Here is a 25117-nt window from a genome sequence, read left to right as displayed (position 1 = left end):
CTTCGGCCTTTTGCGAATAGGTATGTGGCACTTGTGCCTCTTGTCCTGTTCGTTCCTCTGGCCCCTCTACTTCCCTACTGCGTCGAGCCGAAGTGAGGTGGCATATTTTCGCGGTAAAAAGCTTCGCCGGTGGGCTCGTCGTCGCCGCCAACAGCTGCAGCCTCGTCAAAGGAGACGCTGCGTAGCTCATCTTCTCCCCCGGTGTGCTCGGTGCTTCGAGCATCTAGGCTGGGAGCATCAAAACTGCGGTCATAATTCTCCGCAGTGGACGGGCGCTGCGCGCGGCGGCGACGGCGCGCAGGGCGCTGTTCAGAATGGTCCATTAGACGCTTGACTTCTGGAGCTGGTCGACGAGGTGGTGCACCAGCGGAGTCAGCGTGGCCATGCCGTCACGCACAGCGGCGCGAGAGGAAGCCACATTCACGATCACGGTGGAGCCAGACACACCAGAAATACCGCGGGACGTGCACGCATCCACTGCTCCACAGGCTTGGCCGGAGGAACGCAGTGCCTGAGCAACACCGGGAACCATTTGATCCAGCACCGCACGGGTCGCCTCCGGAGTTTTATCGCGAGGGCCCACGCCGGTACCGCCAATCGTGAGAACAAGATCCACGCCGCCGACAACACCAGTTTCAATGGCCTGGCGGATCTTAGACTTCTTCGAGCGAACTATCACCGCGCCATCGACGGTGAAGCCGGCTTCCACCAGCAGCTCACCTGCAAGGCGCGAAGTATCCTGTGCGGAGTCATCCGGGTGATCCGTAACGATGACGACTAGCGCACGGCGCGGGGCCTGCACGCTCTGTTCCTGTTCGCTGGCGAACAGGAACGCATCATCGGGTTCGTTGACGTCATCCAGCTCGTGCGAAGCGTCGCGTCCCAACAAGTCTGTGGTGTCGGTTTTCTCTGCCAAGGCGGTGTCTCCTTAAGGCCGAAGGCCCATCGTCATCTCAGTGTCGTCTCGATGTTGTCGCTGTGTTGTCTCTAGATCGTGCGTCTGGCGGTCGCTGCGCGGCCTAGAGACACAGAGGCTTCTAGGCCGCGTGGATATTTGTAAACTTACTCGCTCGCCAGCGTTACCTCTACCTGTCGCGAATCTTCGCTATCTGGCCTCGTCACCTCAAGAGTGACAGTCGCTCCAAATTCTTGGGAACGCGTAGCCGCGATGAGCGAATCAGAACTCTCAATGAGGCGGTCATCGACACGAGTGACAATATCGCCAGCCTTCAGCCCTGCCTTATCCGCGGGACTATCGCGGTCAACGTCAACGATTTCGGCTCCGTAGACATCGCTTTGCGCACGTACCTTTACACCCAAGGTGGGGTGCTTCACCTTGCCGTTGTTGATGAGCTCATCGGCCATGCGCTTAGCAAAGTTCGACGGGATAGCAAAGCCCAGACCAATTGAACCGCCTTCTGAACCTGTACCGCTCGACAGCGAAGCAATCATCGAATTCATACCGATGATGTTGCCTTCCATGTCCACCAAAGGACCACCTGAGTTACCGGGATTGACCGCGGCGTCGGTCTGGATAGCGTCGATAAGCGATGACTCACCACCCTCCTGTGAGGCACGCACCGGCCGGTTCTTCGCCGAGACGATACCGGACGTCACCGTTGCGTTGAGGCCCAGCGGGGAGCCCACGGCTACGACTTCCTGCCCTACAGCTGCCGATTCGGAGTCACCAAACTCCAGGAAAGGAAGATCCGTAGCGTCATCAATCTTGATGACAGCAACGTCCGTCGTGGCATCCGACGCCACAAAGGTAGCGGAATGACGAGAACCGTCATTCATCGTGACCTCGAGACGTCCACCTTGGTCAGCACCGGCTACGACGTGGTGGTTGGTCAGAACATAGCCGTCTGGAGAAATGATGGATCCGGAACCTTCAGCACCGCCGGAACGGGTGATACTGAAGATAGACACCACCGCCGGAAGCACCTTCGATGCGACGTCCTCCACCGACCCTGCTGCAGGTTCCTTGCCAGTACTGTTGGCCACCGGCTTATTTTGCAGGACCTCGTTGACAGTCGAGGTGGAGTCGCCATTATTACCCATCGCGCCTACGACAGCGCCGGTAACGCCTCCGAGTGCCACCGCCCCCACGAGCATCATCGCCAGTGCAGTTCCTAACCCCACTTTGCGCTTCGGCTTTTCGTTCTGCTCATTCGGTACAAGGTGCACACCGGGTGCCTGCTGGTTCCCGAATGTTTGCTGGTTCTGAGCCGCCGGCTGAGAAGTACCGAATCCGCGGCCACGATAGGGCTGCTGGTTCTGAGGGCGCTGTCCGCCAAAGCCAGAGGCCGCACCGCTAACCGGACCCTGGTTGTGAGCCGAGGTTTGACCACCGTACGGGGCCTGGGCGGCGCGGAATGCGGGCGAGGACGGAGCTCCCGTCGCGCCTTGATTCATGTGGGGCCCGTCGCTGGGACGGTTGCCGAAACCGTTGGAACCTTGTGAGCCTTGAGCATCAGTACGGGGCTGGTTCCAACCAGTAGACTCGCTTCCCGCGTGCGTGCGGCGGGGATCCTGCGAGTGATCCATGTTCGAGTTCCTCATGTTCATGCTCTCTAGTGTGCCTTACCGTGCTGGCGTCGTTCTGTAGCAGTACTGCCATTCTGCTACGAGATGCTGAACGTTTCCTGTATGTACTGAACTGGGGTGGAACGCTCAAACTAGCCCTGGTTGAACCAGCGCTCCGCGAAGATTTTACCGCGGTCAGCAGGGCTCGCTGCCGGAAGATCATTGGGCTGTTCTTCAAGGCCGTCCACCATGGCATCGCCCTCGACCGGATAGCCGGGCAAAATGACCTCCATACGTGTGCCGCCATCAGCAGATTCCTTGATGGTGATGGAGCCATTGTGTCGCTCAACGACGGCCTTGACGATGGCCAAGCCCAAGCCGGAGCCCGGCATCGAACGAGCCTCCGCGGAGCGATAAAAGCGCTCAAAGACCTTCTCGCGCTCCTCCGGAGCAATACCCGGACCGGAGTCATCAACTCGCAGACACACCTTATCCTCCGCCACCTGGCGCATGGATACACGCACCGTGCCGGTGGGCGGCGACCATTTGGCAGCATTGTCCATGAGGTTGAGGGTGGCGCGCCCCAAGGCGAAGGGGTCACCGTCGAGCCCCCACGGGATAAAGCGCACACGGAAGTCAACGTCTGGGCGGCGACGACGAGCACGGTTGAGGGAATTTTCCAGAACCTCATGAAGTTCGACTGGTTCTGGCTCCTTCTCCGTTGCATCCTCACGGGCAAGGTCAACAAGGTCACCAATAAGCGTGGAAAGCTCTGACATCTGCGCCATGACGTCTTCTTCAAGGTCACGACGATCCTCTTCACTAATACCGAAACCGCCACCAGACTTATTCAGCATCATGAGCAATTCGATGTTCGTGCGCATCGAGGTTAGCGGAGTCTTCAGCTCGTGACCGGCGTCCGCAACGAACTGGGACTGCTGCACACGTGCGTGCTGGAGGGCACTGAGCATTCGGTTGAAGGACACCGTCAGCTGCGCCATCTCATCGTTGCTCACAACTTCAATCGGGCGCAGATCATTAGTCTGGGTGACGTAATCTGCGGCCCGCTTGAGGCGGGCGATCGGCTGCATACCGGTCTTCGACACCACCATGCCCGCAAAAATAGACAGCAGGACGCCGAACGCCACGATCATGAGCAAGGCGGAACCAACGGCAGCAATAAGCTCTTCGGTAGGCCCCAAATCCTGCGCCACCACCACCGTGGCCCCACCATCATGGGACCTGGCCAAGACGCGCTCGCCACCGACCGTGCGGATGGAGGTTTCCGTAGTGTCACCGTCGCGCTTGAAATCGCCGCCAACCGGCAGCGCATCACCATACGCAAAGGTTTCCGACGCTGGGGAGATAGAGACACGAGTGTCTGGATTGTAGAACTTGAAGGACGCGATCTCTTGGTCAATGTTGTTAACAAAGCTCGGGTCTTGGGCCTGACGGATCAACACGTCCGCCTGCTGAGCCATGTGCTTGTCGACGCTGGCGGTCATCGACACCGCTACTAACCAGTAGGTCACCAACGTCATGACCGCCACGGAAACGGCCACGACGACACCAGTAACGAGAGAAAGGCGCCATCGCAGTGGCGCCCGTGAAGCCCACCCGCGTCGGCGAGGTGTCATGGCTACCTCGGTGGTAGCCGTTGAAGCTTCAGAAGGCACCGCGGGAGGCGCGGGCCTTCGGAGAATCACGCGGTGGCCTCCCTCATGACGTAGCCCACGCCACGCACGGTATGGATGAGTCGGGGTTCGCCATCTTCCTCGGTCTTCTTACGCAGATAGCCAATGTAGACTTCCAGCGCATTGCCTGACGTCGGGAAATCGTAGCCCCACACCTCTTCGAGGATGGTGTTTCGGGACAGCACCTTGCGCGGATTCTCCATCAACAGGTGCAGCAGAGCGAACTCCGTACGGGTCAGAGAAATCTGACGATCGCCGCGGGTTACCTCACGGGTATCAGCATCGAGCTTAAGGTCCTCGAAGCTCAGCTGAGTCTCGGCCGGCTGCTTGGACCCAATGGAGTCAGCTGCCGCACGGCGGACCAGGGAACGCACGCGAGCAAGAAGCTCCTCCAGCGCGAAGGGCTTGGGCAGATAATCGTCAGCGCCCGCGTCAAGGCCAGCAACACGGTCAGACACGCCATCACGAGCAGTCAGCACGAGGATAGGGCGATCCCACCCTTCACTACGCAGGGTGCGGCAGACCTCAAGGCCGTCCATGTTTGGCATCATGACGTCGAGGATGAGCAATTCAGGATTATCTCGGTGCACTGCCTCAACAGCCTGCACACCATCAGCAGCCAACGCTACATCGTAGCCATTGAACTTCAGGGATCGGCGAAGCGATTCGCGTACGGCTTGCTCATCATCCACGACTAGAATCTTCATATAGCCAATTATGACTTACGAAGGGCATTTTCACGAAGCGAGCAGAATTTTTTCGCCCCCTTATATCCCCCCTTAAGGGAAAAGTCACCAACCTCATGCATTGCACGGACATTGCACGGACGTCAACACCCTCGACAAGAGAGGAAAGACGAGTAAAAGAAGCAAAAATCCCCGAAGCATTCACTCAAAATGAATGAATGATTCGGGGATGCTGTTCTCGCAGCAGGCTTAATACCTTAGACAGGCTCTTAATGCCTTAGAACTGCTCGACGTCGATGAGGCCGAGCTTGGCAGCCTTCACCAGACGACGCGGGATGCGCACGGTCTGGCCGTCGATGGTGACTTCCTGGAGGGCGACGTTGTCAGCCTTCCACTGGGAACGGCGAGAGTGGGTATTCGCGCGGGACTTCTTAAACTTAGGAGTTGCCATCTTTTCCTATCCTCCTTACGCGTTCTTCTTCTTGCGGCGAGCCATTGCGCCGAAGCGCTGGTTGAACTTCTCAACACGACCAGCGGTATCCATAACGCGCTGTGCACCGGTCCAGAACGGGTGAGACTCAGCGGTCACGTCAACGACGATGAGCGGGTACTCGTTGCCGTCTTCCCACTCAACGGTGCGGTCGGAGGTAGCGGTGGACTTGGTCAGGAAGGAGTGGCCGGTACCGGCGTCCTTGAAGACCACCGGGTGGTAATCCGGGTGGATATCTTTCTTCATATGTCGATTCCCTCAGGGTTGAACTACGGGTCGGTTCCTTCTCTCCACACAATCACTAGGTTCTAGGCCGGCCCATGATGCGTATTGCTGAACTGGCGCAGATTACGAAGAGTAACTGTGCGCGTAAGGATCGTGCCCGAGTTGGGTCTCAATTCTTACAAACTGTGCGGCTCGCGCCGACAACTCGCAATATCCTACAGGCCACCGACCCTAAAACCTAAATCGGCAGAAGGCGGCACCACTCCCCTACCTTTATAATGGCGTATTGCCTCCGTTTCCCCAGCGCGCATCTCTGGGTCACGAATCAGCGATTAGGTTCTGAGCTTCCTGGCATGTAAGATTTCCCCTTGCTGTTGTCAAAGTAATCGTTTTACGCCCTCATCAACTGGTGTTCAACGGAATTATGCCTCCTGCTCAACCTCACTTTTCGAGCGCCGCGCCTCACCGCGGCTAAGGCACTCCGTTAGTCGCTTTCGATGTGGGCGGCTAGGAGAAAGAAGACCCATGTCGGCTATTTGCCAGGTAACGGGCCGCAAGCCGGAATTCGGCAAGCAGGTCTCGCACTCGCACCGCCGCACTTCGCGCCGTTGGAACCCCAACGTGCAGCGTCGTCGGTACTACCTGCCCTCCGAGGGCCGTACCATCACCCTGAATGTTTCCACCAAGGGCATGAAGATCATCGACCGTGACGGCATTGAGTCCGTTGTGGCCAAGATTCGCGCACGTGGGGAGAAGATTTAACGATGGCACGTAATGATATCCGTCCAATCATCAAACTGAAGTCCACCGCGGGCACCGGCTACACCTACGTGACCCGCAAGAACAAGCGCAACAACCCGGATCGCATCACGCTCAAGAAGTTCGATCCGATTGTCCGCAAGCACGTCGAATTCCGCGAGGAGCGATAATCTATGGCTAAGAAGTCTAAGATCGCCAAGAACGAGCAGCGCAAGGAAATCGTCGCCCGCTACGCGGAGCGTCGCGCTGAGCTCAAGGCAATCATCAAGAACCCGAACACCCCGGACGACGAGCGCCTCGAGGCGCAGTTCGAGCTGAACCGTCAGCCACGTGACGCCGCCCGCGTCCGCGTCCGTAACCGCGACTCCGCTGATGGACGTCCGCGCGGTTACCTCCGTAAGTTCGGTCTGTCCCGTGTCCGTATGCGCGGCATGGCTCACCGTGGTGAGCTGCCGGGCGTTCGCAAGTCCAGCTGGTAAAGGGGTAACCACACAATGGCTGTCAAGCGTAATAATCACAAGAAGTTCCGTATGGAGCAGACCCGTCGCCCGAAGAAGAACCCGCTCAAGGCCGAAGGCATCGAGCAGGTTGACTACAAGGAGATCAAGACCCTGCGTCTGTTCATCTCCGATCGTGGCAAGATCCGCTCCCGTCGCGTCACCGGTCTGACCCCGCAGCAGCAGCGTCAGGTTGCTACTGCCGTCAAGAACGCACGCGAAATGGCTCTCCTGCCGTTCACGTCCCGCTAAACACTAGCTGGTTTCAACAGCGCACTTTTGCCGCTGTACTCGTGACTCACTAGGACAGGACAAAAGAGCTTCTCAATCGCCGCCTCGTTCCTCATTTTGAGGAGCTGAGGCGGCGATTGTCGTTTTCCCTCCCCTTTCGCCTTCTTTTCGTTGCCACCGCCACCCCCCGGTCAGCTCTGGGTACCCACCGCGCTGCTCGTGCCCCTTGTGCTGCTACATTGAAAAACAAGAATCACCCTGACCGAAAGGGGCTTTGAACCTTATGTCGCTGCACGAGTCGTTGACTGATCTAAGCGAGCTTGCTGCCCACTGCCACTCCCCCGCGCATGCCCGCGGCCTTCTGGAAGAGGCACAGGATCTCCTGCGCAATGCCACAGCGCACCGCGCCGATAGCCTCGAACTCGCAGCCTGGTTTTCCCGCATCGTAACGGATCTCGTACGCTCTCCGGGCCTCTCCAGCCCAGTACGTCTGACCGGGCCAGCTGCCCGCGGCGACCTGCTTCCTTCCATGCGCATCACGTGGCTCGGTGAGGATAAGCAACTCGAAAGCGTCGTGACTGACGCCGGCCTGCGGTGTTCTGCGGTGGCGGACACCACGTCCGCCCGGGCCGATGCCGGACTGCCCGTGGGCCATGGTGGTGAAGAAGAACTGTACGCCGATGCCTTGGCGAAGCGCCCTGCCCCGCTTACTCTCGTTGATGGGTTGCCTGACCGCACCGCAGACGTCGCCATCCGTGCCACGTTGCTAGCTCCGGTGTCAGCTATTGCGCGCTGGGCTGCCCCGGCCCCGCGCCCGACCCCAGACCGCCTAGCCATCGGTGTCGAGCGCGAACTGCTCACTGCCAGTGAGGCCGAGGGCCTGAGTTTGGCGTGGGGCACGGGCATGGCGCTGGAGTTGGGGCGCTGGTACGAGGGCGTCGACAAGCACAGCGTCGCCCTTGGTGACCTTCCCCCGTTGGATCGCACTGCCTATGGCTCTGCGTGCCGCGCAGTTTCTGCAACTGTTGAATCCATCGTGGCACGGCACGGTAGGGTGGTAGGCACTACGTCTGGGTAGTGAATTCAACGCTTCCCGCTCTAGGGAGTACGATAGTTTAGCTGAAAATATTTAATGAGTGACGCTCACCGAAGGGAGTCCGCCTGATGGCAGGTACCGTTGGCAGGCCGCGTAAGAATAGCCCGCGCCGTCGAGGCAACACTGCGCGCGAAGAAATCCTCGACGCCTCATCCGAGCTGTTCACGACACAGGGTTTCGCCACGACTTCCACGCACCAGATCGCCGATGCCGTGGGTATCCGTCAGGCTTCGCTGTACTATCACTTCCCGTCCAAGACGGATATTTTCCTTACCCTGCTCAACTCCACTATTGAGCCCTCGCTCGAATTGGCAGAGGAGCTCGCTGCCTCCGATGCAGCACCAGCGCAGCGCTTGTGGTCCCTCGTTGCTGCGGAGTCCCGTCTGCTGCTGACATCTGCGTGGAATGTGGGCCGTCTCTACCAGCTCCCGGTGGCTAACTCCCCGGACTTTGGTGAGTACCACGTGCAACGTGACCGCTTGAAGGAGCATTTCCGCTCCGCCGCTGCCGGCATTGTCGGCACGGATGATCCGCGCATCGAGCTGCCCTTCCACATCGCACTGTCAGTGATTGAGATGCGCCCCAACGACGGCACTGCCCCGTTTGACGCCGCTCAGCGCGTGCCGGAGCAATCCGCCATGCTTGCCGACGCCGCCTTGGCCGTCCTCGGCACCACTCCCCCGGACAATGCAGAAGCCACGACCCTGGAGCTGCTGAAGAACCGCAACGACTCCATCTCGGCAGCCGCCGCTGCCGCCGCGGACCGTAAGAAGGCCGCGCGCTAGCGAGGCCTCCCAACAGCCATAGGATAGTTTTTAGCGTCCGTGGCGGATGGCGTAGTGCGCTAGGAACGTCTTGTAGGGCTTGTAGACTTTCTCGCCGTCGGCTTTCAGGCTGTCGACGAGTCGATCCATCTTGTGATTCGTCTTCTTCTCAGTCCATTCGAGGGCATCCGCGATCTCGCGCACTGACGGAATATCGGCATCCGACGAGCCTGGCTTTTTCAGATAGCTGGCAAGCTGGCGCAACAGCTCTTCCTGCTCATCATTGGGCACATGTCGGGTACGGGTGCGCTCCTCCTCCAGCTCCTGATCGCGCCTCGTACGCCGCGTAACATTGCTGTTCTCGACGTCAATGTACAGTTCATAGGGGCATTCCGGAGTCTCAAACGTGATTCGGGAAGGTCCTGGTGGAACTGCAGCCACAGATCGCGGACCAAGATCGATACGGGAGAATCCCTTCACTCCGCGTAATTCAATGCGCAATGGGATGTGGCTACCAATGTTGCTGATCATCCATCCTTGCCCGCCGTACCACAGTTGGAAGAGGTGGCGGTGGAGGGTAAGGTCTCCCTCACCCACGCGGAAATCACCTGCACGGCCGACGATAACTTCTTCTCCTGGCGCGACAATCCTCACGCTGCCGATCAGGTCATCGATACGCAGTCTTGGGCCCCGTGCCGCCGACTGCGGCTGGGGTGTCTGTTGCGTGTTCATAGTCACCTCCGTTGACGACACTCCCGGCACAACGCGAACGTTGTACCGCAAAAATTGTCCTTCAGTGTAGCGGGAACTTCTGCTCGGCTTCTAGGCCACCGTCGGGTTATGCCACGATAGCCCAGGTCACCAGGAAAATAAGAATGATAACCACGACGGTCGCAGTGATAATAAGCGCGTTGCTGTTATCTTTCTTCGGCGGCGAGCTCAGCGCCGACGGAACCCCTGACTGATTCTGGGCTACGGACGTTGGCGGAGTCACAGGAGTTGACGGCCGCACATGCGACGTGGGGGAAATGGGATTCGAGGGTGCCACGAACCCAGTAGGCCGCATGTTCTCAGTATGCCGCGGGGGCTCTGGCCACTTTTGGGTGGGGGCCGTATGCGCTGTGTGCTCCGAGCGTGGTGGCTGCGGTGCTGTGGGCGATTTCTGCGGCGCGGCAGACGAAGAAGGGTTGGATATCTTCTCCAATGCCTGGATGAACTCCTCCGCCGTGGCGTAGCGCTGCATCGGAACACTATCGAGAGCTTTGCTGAGCACCTCCTGCACCTGACTAACCACTGCGGCGGTGTCGGGGGCAAGTACATCAGAAAAGGCCGCACTCGATAGCTCCGGAAGGCGGCGCTCACCACGCCACTCGCTGCGTGGCATCGTGTCCTTGAGGTGATGGAGCGTGAGCATTTCGAAGGCGATGAGCGCTAAAGAGTAGTCGTCAGCACGCGCCGACAAATCATCATCACCGTAGGCATGACCTTTATTCTCTGGCGCTAAGTACTTCTCTGTGCCCACGATATGGCCAATCTTGGTCAGGCGTGACTGCCCTTCCTCGATACTGATGCCAAAATCTGAGAGGACAGCCGGCGGAAGACTACCGGGATTTTTCCTGAGCAGGATATTCGCGGGCTTAACATCGCGATGTACCCACCCGGGATGCAACTCATGGTGCATATAATCCAAGGCTGAGGCAATCGGCGTCAGGAAATACACGACTTCCTTCACTGTGAATCCTCGACCAGTTCGAGCGCGATCCTTGATTGCATGCGCCAGCGTTCCACCGTCAATAAACGCCATGACCATGACATCGTCGCCGCGTGGCGTTGATTCTTTGGAATAGAACTGGACAACGCCAGGGTGGCTGCCAATGCGGGTAAGCGCCTTCATCTCGTTGTGGAAACGAGCGCGGGAGGCTTCATCGCGGACGTCGTCCAGCAGCACCTTGACCGCAAGCTCACGGGAGAGGTCTGGATCCGTCGCGTGAAAGACTTGACCCATGCCGCCTTCACCCAGCAGGTACACCGTGGTGTAGCGCTTATGCTGGGTAAGCCACTCAACGAAATAGGAACTAGTCACCGCACCATTGCACCATATGCATTAGGTCTCATGATGTTGCCGTGTCGCGTCTCCCCCGAATGGAGGGTACTCCCCCTCGGATAATGGCGGTTCGTACACAACGATTATGATTTCTGTTGTTCTCAATCGTCTTTCCAAGGACCCTATGACCACCCCAGGATTTGGCAACAACTCTTTTTCCGAGCGCCCTAGCCCAAGCCCGGCTTCTGCTCTCCCTGCTTCGGCTCCCTCTGAGCAGCGGAACAACGTGCCAATTATCTGTGCCATTGCCATCCTCATCGCGCTGACGATCTCTGGCATCATTATTTGGAATGACGTGCGATCCACCAGCCAGGAGGTACCAACAAGTGAGCAGGCTTCTGCCACTGCTCCGATGACGATGGAGTCAGAAACCGAGTCCGGCGCTGATACCGGAGATAACGGTGAAAGCGGCCAGCCTAGCGCTTCCGGGGAGGCACCGCAGGAATCCGCTGGTGTTGCCGACGTGCCTCCTGGGCTGACTGCTGCTGGGTGGTCTGATGTCCCCGAGGCACGCTGCCAGCAAGGCGAAGAAATGGTCTTCGCCGCCGCCAGCGCGGATGACGATTCGCACATTGTTATCTGCGAAGGCAAGGATTCGCTTTTCTATCGCGGCATCTGGTCCAGTGGTGCTGCCTTTGGCCCAGCGAAGGGCGAGGGGACCGACTTTAGCGTGGCGATTCTCGATCCCACGAGTGGTGCCGATACCGGTTCGGTGCTCACCATCCGTGGCGGGCACTACGACATTGATGGCAAGTCCGGCGACTTCGACGTCTACTGGCCGAAGTAAAACCGCCCTTGAGCCAAGGGTCTAGCACCCGTGCAGCTACACCGCTCCCTGCTGGCAGCCAGCCGCCGGCCACTCAACCTCAGCCGACTCGAGCTGGGTAGCGAGGCGCGTGAGCATCTGTTGGGCATCGCCGTAGTCTCCGGAGTCTGCACTGGCGTAGATGGCCACAGCCACGGTGTGGCCGCCAAGGGTAACAAGGCCCATCTGCCGAGCTTCATAGGATCCATCTTCGGCCGGGCCCCAGCCGCCTTTCTTGACCGCGCCTTCTAGGGTGCCCAGGCCGTACCTCTGGGCAGGATCGGGCTGGGCCATTGCGGCGAGAACCGGCTCCGCGCCGTCCATACAGCCCAGGGATGCCACGAACTCTGCCTGCTGCGCTACCGACCACTGCGTTTGACCAACGGCGCTAAACCCCGGGCGTGGCGGGGTGGCTGGTACTGAGGTTGTACCGATGACCTCTTGTGTGGCCTGTGCTGCTTCCTGTCCGCCGCCCAGGGCTTCCCACAACGAGTCAGCAGCGGCATTGTCGGAGTACGTAATTGCCTGGGTGATAGTGCCGTCTTCCGCAACCCCGGCGCGTTCAGCGGCGATGGCGAGGGGAACCTTCGCGGTTGACCAGGCGGCAACGGGATCCGTCATGCCAGCCGCGAAGACTGTTCCGCCGCCGGCCACGGCGATACCCGTTCCGGGGTTGTCCGCAGCAATGGCGTCGAGGGCTTCTTGCGGGTCGGTGGCTTCAATCACGGGCAGGTCCTCCGTGGTGACGGGTGCGGGTACGGGGGTGGATTCAGGCAGCGTGGGCTGCGGTACCGATTCTTCGGTGCCCTGGGACGCGGTCTCGGCCTCGTTGTTACCGGAGACTTCACCAATAGTGCAGGCACTCAGCAGTGCGACCGACAGGGCGGTCGCTGTGGCGAGCGCGGCGGTGCGGATTCGATAGATGCGGCGCATTAGACGATGTACACAATCGCGTTATTGCCACCCTTGCAGGTGACGAACTTACCGTTGTCGGAGCAGTCCACTGTGTAGGTCTGCTTGGTTATCGGACTGTAGGCGTTGATCGTTGCGTTGAGCTCCTTAGTATCCACGTAGTGCTTCACGTACTCATCCCGCACGATGTTGGCAAAAGGTTCCGAAGTCACAGCGGAGCCGCGGTATACGTTGTTGAAATCGCCGCCTGGCTCATTGTTGCGTGCAGCATCGTTGACTGGCTGTGCGCCGTCGGGAAGCGCTGGGTGTTCGGGACGCTTTTCCGGTTCAGCGCTGGTGGTCTCTTCCTCGGAGGTCGTAGTCTCTGCAGCGGAGGTTGCTTCTTCGTCGGCGCCCGTGGTCTCCTCAGACACCTGTGCCTCGGTGGTCAGCGGTGGCTGGGCCTGGTTCCCGGTAGTGGAGTTCTTAAAAAAGAAGAGGTAGGCCAGCGCGGCGATGACGAGCAGCATGGCCAGGATAAGGACGGCGATGAGGATCAGTTTTCCGCCGTTGGAGGACCCGGTAGAGGCCGCAGCCTGCTGCGGGTACGCAGCGTTGTAGCCACCGGCCGGTTGCTGTTGGTTGCCCCACTGCCCGTGCTGGCCCTGGTGTTCGGTCCAGCCCTGCTGGCCTTGCTGACCCTGCTGGCTCGGCTGTCCTGGCTGTGCCTGCGGGGCGGAAAAGTGCTGGGTGGGCTGTTGATCAGCTGGCGTGGCGAAGGGGTTGGAGTATTGGCGCTCTTGTGACAGGGGGGATTCAAAGTCCACGGTTTCTGGGTGCGTGTCCTTGCGGTTCTGGTTCGGTTGACCGCCGTGTCCCTGCGGTTGGGGCGTGCCGAAACCGTGGTTGTGTTCTGAGTCAGTCACCGGAGCCTCCGTTTCTACAGTGTCTGTAGCGCCTATCGCTACCGCATATACGGTGCCTTCCATCTTTGCACAGTGTTGCCCTGACTATAGTGATTTATCTTCTAACCCAGCCCCAACCCCACGGGGAGTATCCCTCGAATCTGCCGAGACGCCCGCGCCCTCTGCGCACTACGGTTTACATTGTTAGAGACACTTCCCTCGCTTGTGGAAAGGCTTTCGCGTACCCATGACTTTTTCTCCTGGACCTTCAGGCACGCCACCAGGCCGCTCCGGGTCTAACTCCGGTTTTGGTACTCCCCGCCCCGGCTTTGGTCAGCCAGGTGGTGGCACCAGTAACCCCGGCACACCCGGAGGCTTTGGTGCTCCGCCGCCGTTCGGCAGCCGCCCGCACACACCGGGGGCGTATCAGGGTTCTCATCCAGGCTCCCCTGCTGGTGGAGGTGGTGCGAACGCCCAGCCGGTCTTTGGTGGCGCGCCTACCCCACCGCCAGGGCAATCCCACTACCCGGGCCATCCGCAGCAACCGCAGCCCCCACAAGGAACGCAGTACTCCGCCCCGCCTTCCCCGAAGGGCAAAGGAAAGTTTAGTGGCGCAATAGCAGCGCTCATCGCGATTCTGGTGGTCCTCGCCATTGTATTGGGAGTCGGCGCCTGGTTTATCTGGGGACGTGACTCCTCGGGAAGCGACCAAGCGGGCGCATCGGCAGAACCGACGACAACTGCCGTTGTCGCAGGTACCCCCGTAGGCGCGCACGACGGCATCTCAACCGACCTCGCGGAGGAGGATGCGGTCATCGCTCGTACGCTGTTCCGGGATTCCTATGTGTCCCGCTCGGGCAGCACCAATATCGCCGATATTCATCTGGCTGAAGGCCAAAGCCAGCTCAATGCTGTTTTTGGTTTTATCGATGACCGCGACAACACGGATGTCGCCAGCGCCAGCGTGACTGTCACTGGTAGCGACGGCACTGAGCTCGCAGCCTTCGATGTCCCCGTGGATGAGGCCTTGGAAATGCCCATCCATGTCGGCGAACATCAGGAGTTTCGGTTTACCTTTACGTACAAAGATAAAGACGGAAATCCCGTCGACAATACTGGCTTTGCGGTGGCCTCACTGAACGCGCAGTGACGCCACCGTGAAAGCTCTAGTGGAAGAAGTGACGGGTTCCGGTGAAGTACATGGTCACGCCAGCCTTCTGAGCGGCCTCAATGACCTCTTCATCACGGATGGAACCACCCGGCTGAACAACGGCCTTCACGCCGGCGTCGAGAAGCACCTCCAGGCCATCGGCAAACGGGAAGAAGGCATCGGAGGCAGCGAAGGAACCTTCGGTACGGTTGGAGCCATCGGCCAGCGTGTTGGCGCGCTCGACTGCCAGCTTGGCAGAGTCCACGCGGTTGACTTGGCCCATGCCCACGCCCACGGTGGCGTTGTCCTTAGCTAGCAGAATGGCGTTGGACTTCACCGCGCGTACCGAGCGCCAGGCAAACTCAAGCTGTGCCAAGTCGGACTCGTTGAGCGCCTCACCAGCAGCCAAGGTCCAGTTGGCCGGGTTATCGCCCTCGGCCTGGTAGGTATCCGGCTCCTGGGTTAGCACGCCACCGGAGATGAATTTAACTTCCTCCTCCGGTGCTTCGTGCTCTGCCTGCAGCACGCGCAGGTTCTTCTTGGCCTTGAGCACGTCAATAGCGCCTTCTTCATAGGAAGGCGCCACGATGACCTCGGTGAAGATCTCCTTGACCTGCTCGGCCATCTCCACGGTGACCTCGCGGTTGACAGCGATGACGCCACCGAAAGCAGACATCGGATCACAGGCGTGGGCAGCGCGGTGAGCGGCCGCAATGGATTCCTCAGACACCGCGATGCCGCAGGGGTTGGCGTGCTTGATAATGGCCACGCACGGGCGCTCGTGATCCCAGGCGGCGCGCCAGGCGGCGTCGGCGTCCTGGTAGTTGTTGTAGCTCATCTCCTTGCCGTTGAACTGCTTCGCATTGGCCAGACCGGTGGTGCCAATGCGGGTTACGGTCGCCTTTTGGTGAGAGTTCTCGCCGTAGCGCAGCGGGGTGGTCTCTGCTTCTTCACTGAGTTGGTCCACGAACCACGCGGACACCGCGGCGTCGTAATCAGCGGTGTGTAGGAAGGCATCCCGAGCCAGACCGCGGCGCTGCTCTAGGGTAAAGCCGCCGTTGGCCACCGCGTCAGCCACCTCGCCGTAGCGAGCTGGGTCCACGACCACAGCAACAGAAGGGTGGTTCTTGGCAGCCGCGCGCACCATGGACGGTCCGCCGATATCGATCTGCTCCACGCAGCCATCGAAGTCAGCGCCGGAAGCTACGGTCTCGCGGAAGGGGTACAGGTTGACCACAACGAGTTGGAAGGGTTCCACCTCCAGCTCGGAAAGCTGGTTGAGGTGGTCTTCCTTGCGGGTATCCGCCAAGATGCCCGCATGTACGCGCGGATGCAGGGTCTTCACGCGGCCTTCGAGGCACTCCGGGAAGCCAGTGAGCTTCTCGACGGGCGTGACCTCGATGCCCAGATCTGCGATCTTCTTCGCGGTGGAACCGGTGGAGACGATCTCCACGCCGGCTTTGTCGAGGGCCCGGGATAGGTCCTCCAAACCGGTCTTGTCGTACACGCTAATAAGTGCGCGTTTGATGTTCTTACGATCCTCGCTCATGGTGTGGGGACTCTAGCCTTCCTTGCGTTTGTTGCAGCGATTGTTAAAGCTCAATAGTCAGTGCTGCGTCTTGTACGCGGATAGCGCGCAGGACAGTGACAATGAGTTCTCTTTCGACCACCTTGATGCGCTCGTGCAGGCTGGCCTCATCATCCTCCGGCAGCACCCGCACGGGTTCTTGGGCGATGATGGCGCCCGTATCGACGCCGGCATCTACAAAGTGGACGGTCGAGCCTGTGACCTTGGCACCGTAGGCCAGCGCATCGCGCACACCATGCGCCCCTTTGAAGGCTGGCAGGAGTGCCGGGTGAGTATTGATGGTGCGCCCTTCAAAGCGGTCCAGAAAATCCTTGCCCAGGATCTTCATGAAGCCCGCAGAAACAACAACGTCTGGTTGTGCAGCATCTACTGCATCAACCAGACGTCTATTCCATTCGGCGCGATCCTCACCCATCTCCACGACTTCGGTGGCGATTCCCGCTGCCTGTGCACGCTCGATGCCCTGACAGGGCACGTCCGCGATAACTTTCACCACGGCATAGTGTTCGTCCTGACCATGGAGGATGGCCTGCAGCAAAGAGCCGGTTCCAGAGACCAGAACGACGACATTGAGACGGGCAGAAGCAGCGGGCTGGTGTGGTGTAGTCACGCGCTCCAGCCTAGCGCCTGCGGGGAGCAAACAGGCAATTGCTTAACCCTGGGAGGCGTCCTCATCACGATCAGGGTCTGCGGGCATGTGCTTGGCGACGTCCCCCTCGTCCCCCTCATCAGTGTCGTCCACCTCAGCGTCGATGACGTCCGAGTCCTCCGGGCTCTCGGAGTTGACGCCGAGCAGTGCTGAGACCGGCACGGCATTCGCAGGACGGGTGCCCTCTGTCTTTTCTGCGTCCGCAGCTGTCTTCTCTGTGTCCACAGCGGCCTTCTCTGCGTCCACAGCGGCCTCGACGTCGCCTTCGCTACTACGGCGAGCGCGCCAGGACAAGAGCGCATTGGCGGCGGCGAAGCCAGCACCGACGACGAGGCACCACAAGGCACTAAGCCCTACGGCCGTCCATAGCTCAGGTCCGGTATAGCCGTAGACACCGAGTGCACCAGAGGTGCCGTAGATCGCAGCGAAAGCAGCGACAGCGGCAACGACGGCAGCGACCAAGGCCACCTGGAAATTCACCAGCGCTCGGCGCCGTGCAAAAGCTACGCCGGCAACAATTGCGGGAAGCACAAAGAGAGCAACCGCCCAGGAGCTAATACTCGGCGGTACTGCCGCGGCCAGTGGCAGCGGAGGCAGCGGCACCATATGGCTGCTGAACAAGCTGACACTCGTGTCCGGCCCAACGTGTAGCTCGGAGCCACTCAGCACGGACGCGGCAGCAATAACGGCGTTAGGCATATAGAGGATGCTGAGCAAAACCAGGCCAGCCGTACCTACCGAGTCAAGGACCGGATACTCCGCCAGCATCTCAGCTTGGCGTTGCCAGCCCACTGCCCACAAAACAAGAACGAGGACCAGGCTCACGATGGCCAAGTAGCCGAGGTAGCTGAGGCCGATCCGGGAGGCGTCGACAAGCACGCGCGGCACCCCACTGCGCTTGGCCAGAGCCTTCCACAGGCGAGTCCCCATACCGCCAATGAGAGCAGCCGCATGGAGCAACAGCATGCGGGGCAGCACAACGTACAGGGCCGGCGGGGAGACGTCATAGGCTTTGCCCGCATCCCACAGCATCAGCCACGCAAGGCAGGTCAACGCTAAAGGAACCAAGAAGACGCAGGCGGTCAGCACGAGGAGGTCATTGATACTGACCTTGTCTTTAATGGCTACGCGCACCCGACGTCCTACCAACCACGCCAGCAGTACCGCAGGTAATCCCGGCAGGAAGCCGAGGTCAATTCCCCCCGCCCGAATAGGAGCGAGGTTAAAGACCATCCAGGCTTCCGCAACGATGGTGTTAAACCACGCCGAGGGCGAGCTCGTGAGCAAGAGCGCAGCAATGACCACGACGATGATGCCCAACACGACCACCAGATTGGGGACGGCAACCACCATGAGCATGCGACGGATACGCTCCCGCAGCGTGGTGGGCCCCTGGGCGCGGCGAGCTTTCGCCTTAGCGGCCTCGGCGCCCTTGATCCGTTGCGTCGGCGCGCGGCGATCGCGGCGGGTGGGGCGCTCGGTTCGCTCACTATCCTGACCATGTCCACGCACCTGGGTGCGCGGCCGCGTCGCCGACCGTGACTGGGGACTCGTGTTCTTATTCATTGGCGTCCACTTTGCCACGCTCCCCTCCCCCGTCGGGGGTGGCGCGGCGAGGCTAGACCCAAATGATTAATAAGCTGCAGCTGACACGTGAAAAGTAGGGCACAAGCCCCAGCGGCGAATGCAAATTTTCAGCCTTGAGATTTAAACTCTAAGATAAGTGCAAAATCGATTGCACTACCCCCGCTTAGTCACCACAGTATTCACACAGATCACCTCCAGTACCATTACTGTTAGGATTTACGGCACATAAACAAGAAAAACCGCAAACCGGGTTGCCCTCGCTTTCCTGAGACGCTACTGTTACATTCCGTTGGTAACAGGAAGGTCACAATCGGGTAACCAACCGGCAGAGAACGTAACGTTTGCGCCGGGCGGACGATAGTGAATGAAGACGGAAGTAGAGTTCATGCGAAGCAAGACTCAGCGGAGCGCAGGTCGCCACCGCAAGATCACCACCTCACAGACCGCGAAGGGACGCATTGCAGTCGTCACCGTCGCCGCTGGTGCCGTATCCACCGCTGGCGTAGGTGGTGCAGCCGCCGGCACCATCCAGTCGAGCGGAACTGAGGAGACCAAGACCCAGTCCATCGACTACACCCTGCAGGCAGATACCGATCCGTTGAAGGACGCACAGGCCTCCATCCAGGATGCTGCCCCACAGATTCTTGCAATTGCTGAGTCCAAGCCGGTATCCGATCTGGCCGCTCAGCTCGATAAGGCCATCCAGGCCGCTGATGCCCGCGCTGCTGCCGATGAGGCAAACCGCGCTCCGTCCGTTGCCCGCCCGGCAGAAGGTGTCTTCACTTCCGGCTTCGGCCCGCGCTGGGGTTCTTTCCACTCCGGCATCGATATCGCTAACGCCGTAGGTACCCCCATCCTGTCTGTCATGGACGGCACCGTTATCGATTCCGGCCCGGCCTCCGGCTACGGTCAGTGGATTCGCATCAAGCACGATGATGGCTCCATGAGCGTCTACGGCCACATGCAGACCCTCGATGTTGCCGTGGGCGAGCGCGTCCACGCCGGCCAGAAGATTGCTGGCATGGGCTCCCTGGGATTCTCCACCGGCTCCCACCTCCACTTCGAAATTCACCCCACCGGTGAAGGCGCTGTAGACCCCATCCCGTGGCTCGCAGAGCGCGGCGTCAACATCTCCTAAATCTTTGAACGCTTCATAGACCTTCCACTACGCCGAACGGCGGCTCCGGGCAGACATGCCTTGGGCCGCCGTTCGGCGTTTTAACCTTTTACCCCCGTCTTGAGCCAAACCCTTGACCACACCGAAGGTTACCGAGTAACTTACCGGGTATGCACCAACTTTTCTCCACATCTCCGCCAGGAGGTGACCATGTCCGTTAAACACTCCGTCCTCGCCCTTCTCAGCGAGGAACCTGCTACAGCCAGCCACATCAAAAACCGCTTTGCTGATTCCTTCGATGGCCTGTGGCCGCTCAACATGGGTCAGGTCGCACAGACCTTAAGCCGCCTTGAGCGCGATGGGCTCATAGCCACCGATGGTGAGCTCACCGGGCCTACCGGGCGCCGCGCCACGAGCTATGCCATTACCGACGCTGGACGCACCGAGCTTGCCGAATGGTGGACATCCACAACCCACAAAGACAGCATCGAGCGCGACGAACTCGTTCTCAAAGTCACGCTTGCGGCTCGCCGTTCAGACGTCGACGTCATCGCTGTCCTGGATGCCCAGCGCTTCGCCACTGTTCGCCAACTCCGTGAGCTCAACCGTCAGGCCGCTGAACTTCCCGCCGAACGCAGCGCCCAGCGCCTTGCGGTTGAACGGCAAATCTTCGACTTGGAATCCCTCTCACGCTGGCTCGACCGCGTGGAATCCCTCACCAACCCATCCGCCCCCACGTCTTCAGAGGAGGCCCCGAAATGACCCCAGAATCAGTGCCGGCATCCCGGAACACTCCCTACCCGCTCGAACTCGAGAACATCACCTGCGTCTTTGGCAGCGGTGCCCGCCAGGTCACTGCCTTGGATTCGGTAAACCTCCAACTGTCCCCCGGCGAACTCGTTGCCGTTATGGGACCGTCCGGTTCCGGTAAGTCCACGCTGCTCAATGTCGCTGGCCTGCTTCAGCCGCCGACATCGGGCCGCGTGCTTCTCGACGGCGCCGATGCCTCCCAGCTCTCCAAGTCCAAGGCCGCGCTTGCCCGCCGCCGCCATTTGGGCCTCGTATTCCAGCACTTCAACCTGGTCTCGTCGCTCACTGTCGGCGAGAATGTCGCCCTTCCTCTGGAACTGGACGGCCTCAATCCTGCGCAATGCCGCGAGGCAGTTGAGGAAGCACTCAGTGAGGTCGGCCTTGACGGCACCATCGACCGCTTCCCCGAGGAAATTTCTGGTGGACAAGCGCAGCGCGTCGCCATCGCTCGTGCACTCATCGGACCGCGCAAGGTGCTCCTCGCTGACGAGCCCACCGGCGCCCTCGATACTGCAACGAGTGAGGACATCATGAAGGTCCTGCGCTCTCGCATTGACGCCGGTGCATCAGGCATCTTGGTCACCCACGAACCGCGCTTTGCCGGCTGGGCCGATCGTGTAGTCATGGTCCGCGATGGCCGCCTCACCGGCGAGGAGGCTCGATAACATGCCAGCGATCACCGCCGCTACCCGCCCTACCCGGCGCGACCTGTGGCGCCACCCCTGGCGCACTATCGCTGCCGTTATTCTCATTGCCTTACCCGTGGCGCTCGTGGTTGGTTTCTCACTGTTTCAACAATCAACCAACCTGGCTACTTCGCTCTTTTCCGCGGATCGCAGCATTCAGGTGCGCCAAGACCAGAAGGACGTCACCAACGCGGAGGTGCCCCAGCTAGCTGCTGACATTCTTCCCACGGGTTCCACTATCTCGCCCATCACTACCTACTACAGCACCTCGATTCTGCGGGGCGAGAGTTCCACCAACTCCTGGCTCGCCCAGTTCGATGTGGAAAACCCTCCGGAGAAGATTCAAGGGGTCGTCGATAAGCTCGGCCTCGGCCCCAGCGAGATTGTCCTCTCCCGCAAGTCTGCCCGTGACCTTGACGCAAAGGTGGGTGATACCGTCTCGTTCCTCGGCCGAGACATTGAGGGCGAGCGTCACGCCACAGTGGCCGCCATCGGGCCCGATGACGCCGACTTCGTCACCGCCCCTGCTTTGGGTGATACTCCGAAGCACACGTCCACTTCCTCACATACCACGTGGCTCATTAATGGCGATGAACCCCTTACCCCGGAGATGCAAGATAAGGCCGCCGAGAAGGGCCTTGACTTGTGGGGCCCAGAGCTCGGCACATCCCTTCCGACTCAGAGCGATCACCCGTCGGTGTCGGAAGCACTCGAAGCCATCGTCTTCTTTGTGTTCTTCGCCAGCATCTACATCATTGCTGGCCTGCTCATCCTTTTCCTCCTTGCTCCTGTGTTCACCCTCGCCATGGGGCGCAATACCCGCCTTTACGCGCTCATGTCGAGCCAGGGCGCGTTGCCACGCCACATCATGCTGGCGGTCATGGCCTACGGCTTTTTCATGGGCATCATCGGTGCCACGCTCGGACTTGCCGTGGGACTGAGTGGCGGATGGATCGCATGGCTGGTGCGCTACCCGGACTTCCCCATCCGCTTGCCATGGGTTGAGTGCGTAGGCGCTTGGCTGGTCGCCGTCGTTGGTTCGGTCATCGTTTCCATCGTCCCGGCGTGGCTGGCGCAGCGCAGTGCCTTAGCCCAAGCGATTCAGGGCGGCGCTCCCGACCGCCTGCTGCGTTTCCGGCCGTGGATGGCCATCGGCCCTGTGGTGCTGCCACTGCTCCTGCTTTTTAGTTTCACCAAGATGGGCGAGTCCTTCCCTACCCTCATTGTGCTGTTTGGCGTTATCGCCATCGCTGGCTCGGCACCGGCTCTCGTGTTCCTGTGTTCGACGGTTGTTCGCCGCGGGCCTTTGCCTTTGCGCCTTGCCGGCCGCGGACTCACGCGTCGCAGTATGCATGCCTTGCCGACGGCCATCGCTATCGTGGCCATCACCTTCACCACCACAGTCTTCGGCGTATCCATCATGACCGCCAACGCCAAGAGCCGCGCCGAGGAGCGGACCGTCATGCCAGAGACCTCCGCACTTATTCAGGGAGGACTGTATGGCGAACCGGTAAAGGAGTCGAATGAGGACGAACGTGCGGCTGCCGAGGCCGCAACCAACACTTCCCCCGGCTCTATTCACCCCTACTACGTCTATCCTTCCCAAAACGCGTCCTACTGGGATCAGGATGCGGGAGAGGTGTACAGCCTGAGCACCGAGTTTGATTTTGTGTGCACGCAGGTTGACACCACGGTTCCCGTGGAAAGGGCTGTCTTCATCGACTCTCAAGGCCGCCGCACTGACGAATCGCCGGAGGCCCGTGAAGAGTGCGCGCACGAGATGATGACCATGTTTGTCTACAACCCGTTAACCAATGACTCACGGCTTATCCAGGCTGACTCCACGCAGCTAGATTTGTGGCACTTCGACTCGGAGCAGGACCGCCAGGCTGCTGCCCGCACGCTCGATGCGGGCGGCATCGTCCTGCCCCACAATTCCCACGTGGGCGAGCACACTGAGGGCACGGTCACCGTGGATACCTTTAAGGATTTCTCGGCTACAAAGAAGAGCGACACAACCTCTGCCACCGTTCCTATCGCGGAGGCTCTGCCCACCATGGCGCGCGATATCGTGTTGGTGAGTCCCCAGGCAGGCGCGGCGTTGGGGATGGAGCCGTCTTACGTTGGCCGAGCGATTGCCTTCAACGAGGTTCCGGATGACAAGACTCGCCAAGAGCTTGACGACGTCGCCACCCAAGCCTCCCACTCCCAGTACTTCTTGAGCTGGGCCTCGACGCCCGTCGAAGACATGCGCTTCTACCCCGCACTCGCTATGGGGCTGATCTGCCTGATTGTGTTGGCGCTCATCATTGCCAACGCTGCGACGAGCATGCGGCAGGAGAACAACGTTTTCCAATCCATCGGTGCTGAGCCCACACTCATGTCCCGAGTATCGGCATGGCAGACGTGGCTGGTGGCCACAGCAAGCATGCTCTTCGGTGTGCTGACCGGTCATATCGGCGCCTATGTCTTTGCAGACAACCCCCGCTATCTGTTCGATCCACCGCCATATGCGCTGCGCGGACAGGATTACTTCGTTCCGGACTGGTGGTCACTCCTCGCAGTGCTCGTTGTACCGCTGGTGGCTGCCGCACTTGCCGCCGCCGTAAACCGCACACGTGAAGGAGCAGCACTGACTGCCCGTGACCGCAGCGAAAGCAGGTCGTTGACTTAGTCCCCAGCGTGACCCTCATCGTCACGCGGAAGTTATGCCCTGGCTCACCATCAGGTAGCCGGGGCTTTCGCCGTGATGACCCCCCATTACCCACCCCCATTCTTTAAACCTTTACTTTACCCTTGTAACAATTTTCACTCTCGTCACACGCGTAACATGCAGGGCTGTTCGATAGTTTTTCGAACAATCCCTGTGTTTACCTGCAATTTCTCCCATTGCGCAGGGGGTCTGCCCAGGATAGTTTGTATCTCGTTGCCACACGGGCTCACACATCAACGCTTCAGCGTTGGCGTGTCGCTGGCCGCGCGGCACACAGCGGCTGTTATGGCCGCATCCCATCACTCACATGATTCTGTGCGAGGACTACCTCGCTGAGAGACACCGATACAGCAAGCCAGAGCAGCACAAAAGGACGTGAAGTTATGAAGCGCACCCTCTGCGCACTCGCCGCCGTGGCCGCAAGCGCGACCGCGACCGTTGCAGCACCGGCGTTCGCCGCCGAACCCGCAGCGAGCGTGGACGTTTCCGATGGCTCCTCCAAGGGGACTGTCGAGGCGGACATCAACGAAGAGTCCAAAGTAGACCTCTTCAAGGCTGTCACGGGACTGCTCACCTCAACGGCCGGCGCTTTGAACGGCGCATCCGTCCCTACCGTCAATGCCACTGAGAGCGGATACGACATCGTTCTTGACCCATCTAGCATTCCTGGACTCGCAGAGGCCTTCGCCCCCGATGGCGATCACTCCGGCCTCACCCCTATGCGCGGCGAGGATGCGGATGGCAACACCGTGGTGTTCCCGACGTCCGGCACGTTCACCTCTGGCTTCGGCCCACGCTGGGGTACCTTCCACAACGGTATCGATGTGGCGAACCCCATCGGCACCCCGATCTACGCCGTCATGGACGGCGAGGTCATTTCCTCTGGCGCAGCCCAGGGCTTTGGCAACTGGATTCGCATCCAGCACGATGACGGAACCATCACGGTCTACGGCCACATGCCCAGCGACCAGCTCCTGGTCAACGTGGGCGACCGCGTGGAAGCCGGCGACCAAATTTCTGTCATCGGCAACGAGGGCCACTCCACCGGCCCGCACCTGCACTTCGAGGTTCACCCAGGCGGCGGCGCAGCCGTTGACCCAGTGGAGTGGTTCGCCGAGCGCGGCATCCTCATCTAGAAGCTCGT

27 protein-coding genes are annotated in these 25117 nt (G+C 60.2%); 13 read left to right on the top strand and 14 right to left on the bottom strand.

Annotated features, from left to right (window positions below):
• Positions 1-74 precede the first annotated feature (74 nt).
• The 7 genes from I6J26_RS10135 to I6J26_RS10105 all read right to left on the bottom strand — a co-directional run bounded on the left by I6J26_RS10135 (position 75) and on the right by I6J26_RS10105 (position 5642).
• On the bottom strand, positions 75-323 hold the full coding sequence (locus tag I6J26_RS10135) for a hypothetical protein (RefSeq protein WP_115021473.1): 249 nt from the start codon (positions 321-323) through the stop codon (positions 75-77).
• The gene (locus I6J26_RS10130) at positions 323-916 is read right to left on the bottom strand and encodes a MogA/MoaB family molybdenum cofactor biosynthesis protein (protein WP_115021472.1); all 594 of its coding nucleotides are present in this window, start codon (positions 914-916) and stop codon (positions 323-325) included. The genes I6J26_RS10135 and I6J26_RS10130 overlap by 1 nt, the downstream gene beginning before the upstream one ends.
• A 146-nt stretch (positions 917-1062) precedes the next feature.
• Complete coding sequence (locus tag I6J26_RS10125; protein ID WP_115021471.1) at positions 1063-2568, bottom strand: S1C family serine protease; 1506 nt, start codon at positions 2566-2568, stop codon at positions 1063-1065.
• Between the two features lie 110 nt (positions 2569-2678).
• Positions 2679-4163, bottom strand: coding sequence for a HAMP domain-containing sensor histidine kinase (locus tag I6J26_RS10120; protein WP_239121774.1), 1485 nt, complete (start codon positions 4161-4163; stop codon positions 2679-2681).
• A 65-nt stretch (positions 4164-4228) separates the two neighbouring features.
• Positions 4229-4927: a response regulator transcription factor gene (locus I6J26_RS10115; protein WP_039674526.1), complete on the bottom strand. Its 699-nt coding sequence runs from the start codon at positions 4925-4927 to the stop codon at positions 4229-4231.
• A 256-nt stretch (positions 4928-5183) separates the two neighbouring features.
• Complete coding sequence (gene rpmF, locus I6J26_RS10110; protein ID WP_039674524.1) at positions 5184-5357, bottom strand: 50S ribosomal protein L32; 174 nt, start codon at positions 5355-5357, stop codon at positions 5184-5186.
• Between the two features lie 15 nt (positions 5358-5372).
• A complete protein-coding gene (locus I6J26_RS10105) occupies positions 5373-5642 on the bottom strand; it encodes a type B 50S ribosomal protein L31 (protein ID WP_005530151.1) in 270 nt (89 codons plus the stop codon).
• Positions 5643-6146: 504 nt separating this feature from the next.
• Here I6J26_RS10105 and rpmB point away from each other — a divergent pair.
• The 6 genes from rpmB to I6J26_RS10075 all read left to right on the top strand — a co-directional run bounded on the left by rpmB (position 6147) and on the right by I6J26_RS10075 (position 8989).
• Positions 6147-6383 (top strand): 50S ribosomal protein L28, encoded by a 237-nt coding sequence (gene rpmB / locus I6J26_RS10100; protein WP_005279911.1) that lies wholly within the window; start codon positions 6147-6149, stop codon positions 6381-6383.
• A 2-nt stretch (positions 6384-6385) separates the two neighbouring features.
• The gene (gene rpmG, locus I6J26_RS10095; protein WP_010187624.1) at positions 6386-6550 is read left to right on the top strand and encodes a 50S ribosomal protein L33; all 165 of its coding nucleotides are present in this window, start codon (positions 6386-6388) and stop codon (positions 6548-6550) included.
• A 3-nt stretch (positions 6551-6553) separates the two neighbouring features.
• Positions 6554-6859, top strand: coding sequence for a 30S ribosomal protein S14 (rpsN, locus tag I6J26_RS10090; protein ID WP_039674518.1), 306 nt, complete (start codon positions 6554-6556; stop codon positions 6857-6859).
• Positions 6860-6874: 15 nt separating this feature from the next.
• Positions 6875-7129, top strand: a complete 255-nt coding sequence (gene rpsR, locus I6J26_RS10085) for a 30S ribosomal protein S18 (protein ID WP_039674516.1) — start codon at positions 6875-6877, stop codon at positions 7127-7129.
• 262 nt (positions 7130-7391) lie between these two features.
• Positions 7392-8186 (top strand): hypothetical protein, encoded by a 795-nt coding sequence (locus I6J26_RS10080; RefSeq protein ID WP_115021469.1) that lies wholly within the window; start codon positions 7392-7394, stop codon positions 8184-8186.
• An 86-nt stretch (positions 8187-8272) separates the two neighbouring features.
• The gene (locus I6J26_RS10075; RefSeq protein WP_115021468.1) at positions 8273-8989 is read left to right on the top strand and encodes a TetR/AcrR family transcriptional regulator; all 717 of its coding nucleotides are present in this window, start codon (positions 8273-8275) and stop codon (positions 8987-8989) included.
• A 30-nt stretch (positions 8990-9019) separates the two neighbouring features.
• On the opposite strand, the gene I6J26_RS10070 is transcribed toward I6J26_RS10075, so the two are convergent.
• Both I6J26_RS10070 and I6J26_RS10065 read right to left on the bottom strand, forming a co-directional pair.
• Positions 9020-9700, bottom strand: coding sequence for a DNA-binding response regulator (locus I6J26_RS10070; RefSeq protein ID WP_239121773.1), 681 nt, complete (start codon positions 9698-9700; stop codon positions 9020-9022).
• Between the two features lie 106 nt (positions 9701-9806).
• The gene (locus I6J26_RS10065; protein WP_115021466.1) at positions 9807-11051 is read right to left on the bottom strand and encodes a serine/threonine-protein kinase; all 1245 of its coding nucleotides are present in this window, start codon (positions 11049-11051) and stop codon (positions 9807-9809) included.
• A 106-nt stretch (positions 11052-11157) separates the two neighbouring features.
• Here I6J26_RS10065 and I6J26_RS10060 point away from each other — a divergent pair, with 106 nt between their 5' ends.
• Positions 11158-11859 (top strand): hypothetical protein, encoded by a 702-nt coding sequence (locus tag I6J26_RS10060; protein ID WP_239107239.1) that lies wholly within the window; start codon positions 11158-11160, stop codon positions 11857-11859.
• A gap of 36 nt (positions 11860-11895) precedes the next feature.
• Here the strand turns inward: I6J26_RS10060 and I6J26_RS10055 are convergent, their stop codons facing one another.
• Entirely contained in the window at positions 11896-12810 is a 915-nt protein-coding gene (locus I6J26_RS10055; protein WP_239121772.1) for a hypothetical protein, read from the bottom strand.
• Entirely contained in the window at positions 12810-13694 is an 885-nt protein-coding gene (locus tag I6J26_RS10050; RefSeq protein WP_115024251.1) for a hypothetical protein, read from the bottom strand. The genes I6J26_RS10055 and I6J26_RS10050 overlap by 1 nt, the downstream gene beginning before the upstream one ends.
• A 226-nt stretch (positions 13695-13920) precedes the next feature.
• On the opposite strand from I6J26_RS10050, the gene I6J26_RS10045 reads away from it, so the two are divergent.
• On the top strand, positions 13921-14823 hold the full coding sequence (locus I6J26_RS10045; RefSeq protein WP_115021464.1) for a hypothetical protein: 903 nt from the start codon (positions 13921-13923) through the stop codon (positions 14821-14823).
• Between the two features lie 16 nt (positions 14824-14839).
• On the opposite strand, the gene purH is transcribed toward I6J26_RS10045, so the two are convergent.
• Genes purH through I6J26_RS10030 form a run of 3 tightly spaced genes read right to left on the bottom strand, consistent with a single transcriptional unit; the run spans position 14840 to position 18626 of the window.
• Positions 14840-16372: a bifunctional phosphoribosylaminoimidazolecarboxamide formyltransferase/IMP cyclohydrolase gene (gene purH, locus I6J26_RS10040; protein WP_115021463.1), complete on the bottom strand. Its 1533-nt coding sequence runs from the start codon at positions 16370-16372 to the stop codon at positions 14840-14842.
• A gap of 43 nt (positions 16373-16415) precedes the next feature.
• Entirely contained in the window at positions 16416-17021 is a 606-nt protein-coding gene (gene purN / locus I6J26_RS10035; RefSeq protein WP_115021462.1) for a phosphoribosylglycinamide formyltransferase, read from the bottom strand.
• A 42-nt stretch (positions 17022-17063) separates the two neighbouring features.
• Positions 17064-18626, bottom strand: a complete 1563-nt coding sequence (locus I6J26_RS10030) for a cell division protein PerM (protein WP_181815345.1) — start codon at positions 18624-18626, stop codon at positions 17064-17066.
• Between the two features lie 406 nt (positions 18627-19032).
• Between I6J26_RS10030 and I6J26_RS10025 the strand changes: the two genes are divergently transcribed.
• The 5 genes from I6J26_RS10025 (at position 19033) to I6J26_RS10005 (ending at position 25109) form a co-directional block, all read left to right on the top strand.
• Positions 19033-19785 carry a M23 family metallopeptidase gene (locus tag I6J26_RS10025; protein ID WP_115024248.1) on the top strand — a complete coding sequence of 251 codons (753 nt, stop codon included), beginning with the start codon at positions 19033-19035 and terminating at the stop codon, positions 19783-19785.
• A 189-nt stretch (positions 19786-19974) separates the two neighbouring features.
• On the top strand, positions 19975-20526 hold the full coding sequence (locus I6J26_RS10020; RefSeq protein ID WP_039676922.1) for a PadR family transcriptional regulator: 552 nt from the start codon (positions 19975-19977) through the stop codon (positions 20524-20526).
• Positions 20523-21239, top strand: a complete 717-nt coding sequence (locus I6J26_RS10015) for an ABC transporter ATP-binding protein (RefSeq protein ID WP_070671533.1) — start codon at positions 20523-20525, stop codon at positions 21237-21239. Before I6J26_RS10020 ends, I6J26_RS10015 begins: the two co-directional genes overlap by 4 nt.
• Before the next feature lies 1 nt (position 21240).
• Entirely contained in the window at positions 21241-23934 is a 2694-nt protein-coding gene (locus I6J26_RS10010) for an FtsX-like permease family protein (protein ID WP_115021461.1), read from the top strand.
• Between the two features lie 422 nt (positions 23935-24356).
• Positions 24357-25109 carry a M23 family metallopeptidase gene (locus I6J26_RS10005; protein ID WP_115021460.1) on the top strand — a complete coding sequence of 251 codons (753 nt, stop codon included), beginning with the start codon at positions 24357-24359 and terminating at the stop codon, positions 25107-25109.
• Positions 25110-25117: the final 8 nt, after the last annotated feature.

Origin of the sequence: Corynebacterium minutissimum (assembly GCF_016889765.1) — a bacterium.
Classification (GTDB): domain Bacteria; phylum Actinomycetota; class Actinomycetes; order Mycobacteriales; family Mycobacteriaceae; genus Corynebacterium; species Corynebacterium minutissimum_B.
This window is presented reverse-complemented; position numbering and strand designations above follow the sequence as displayed.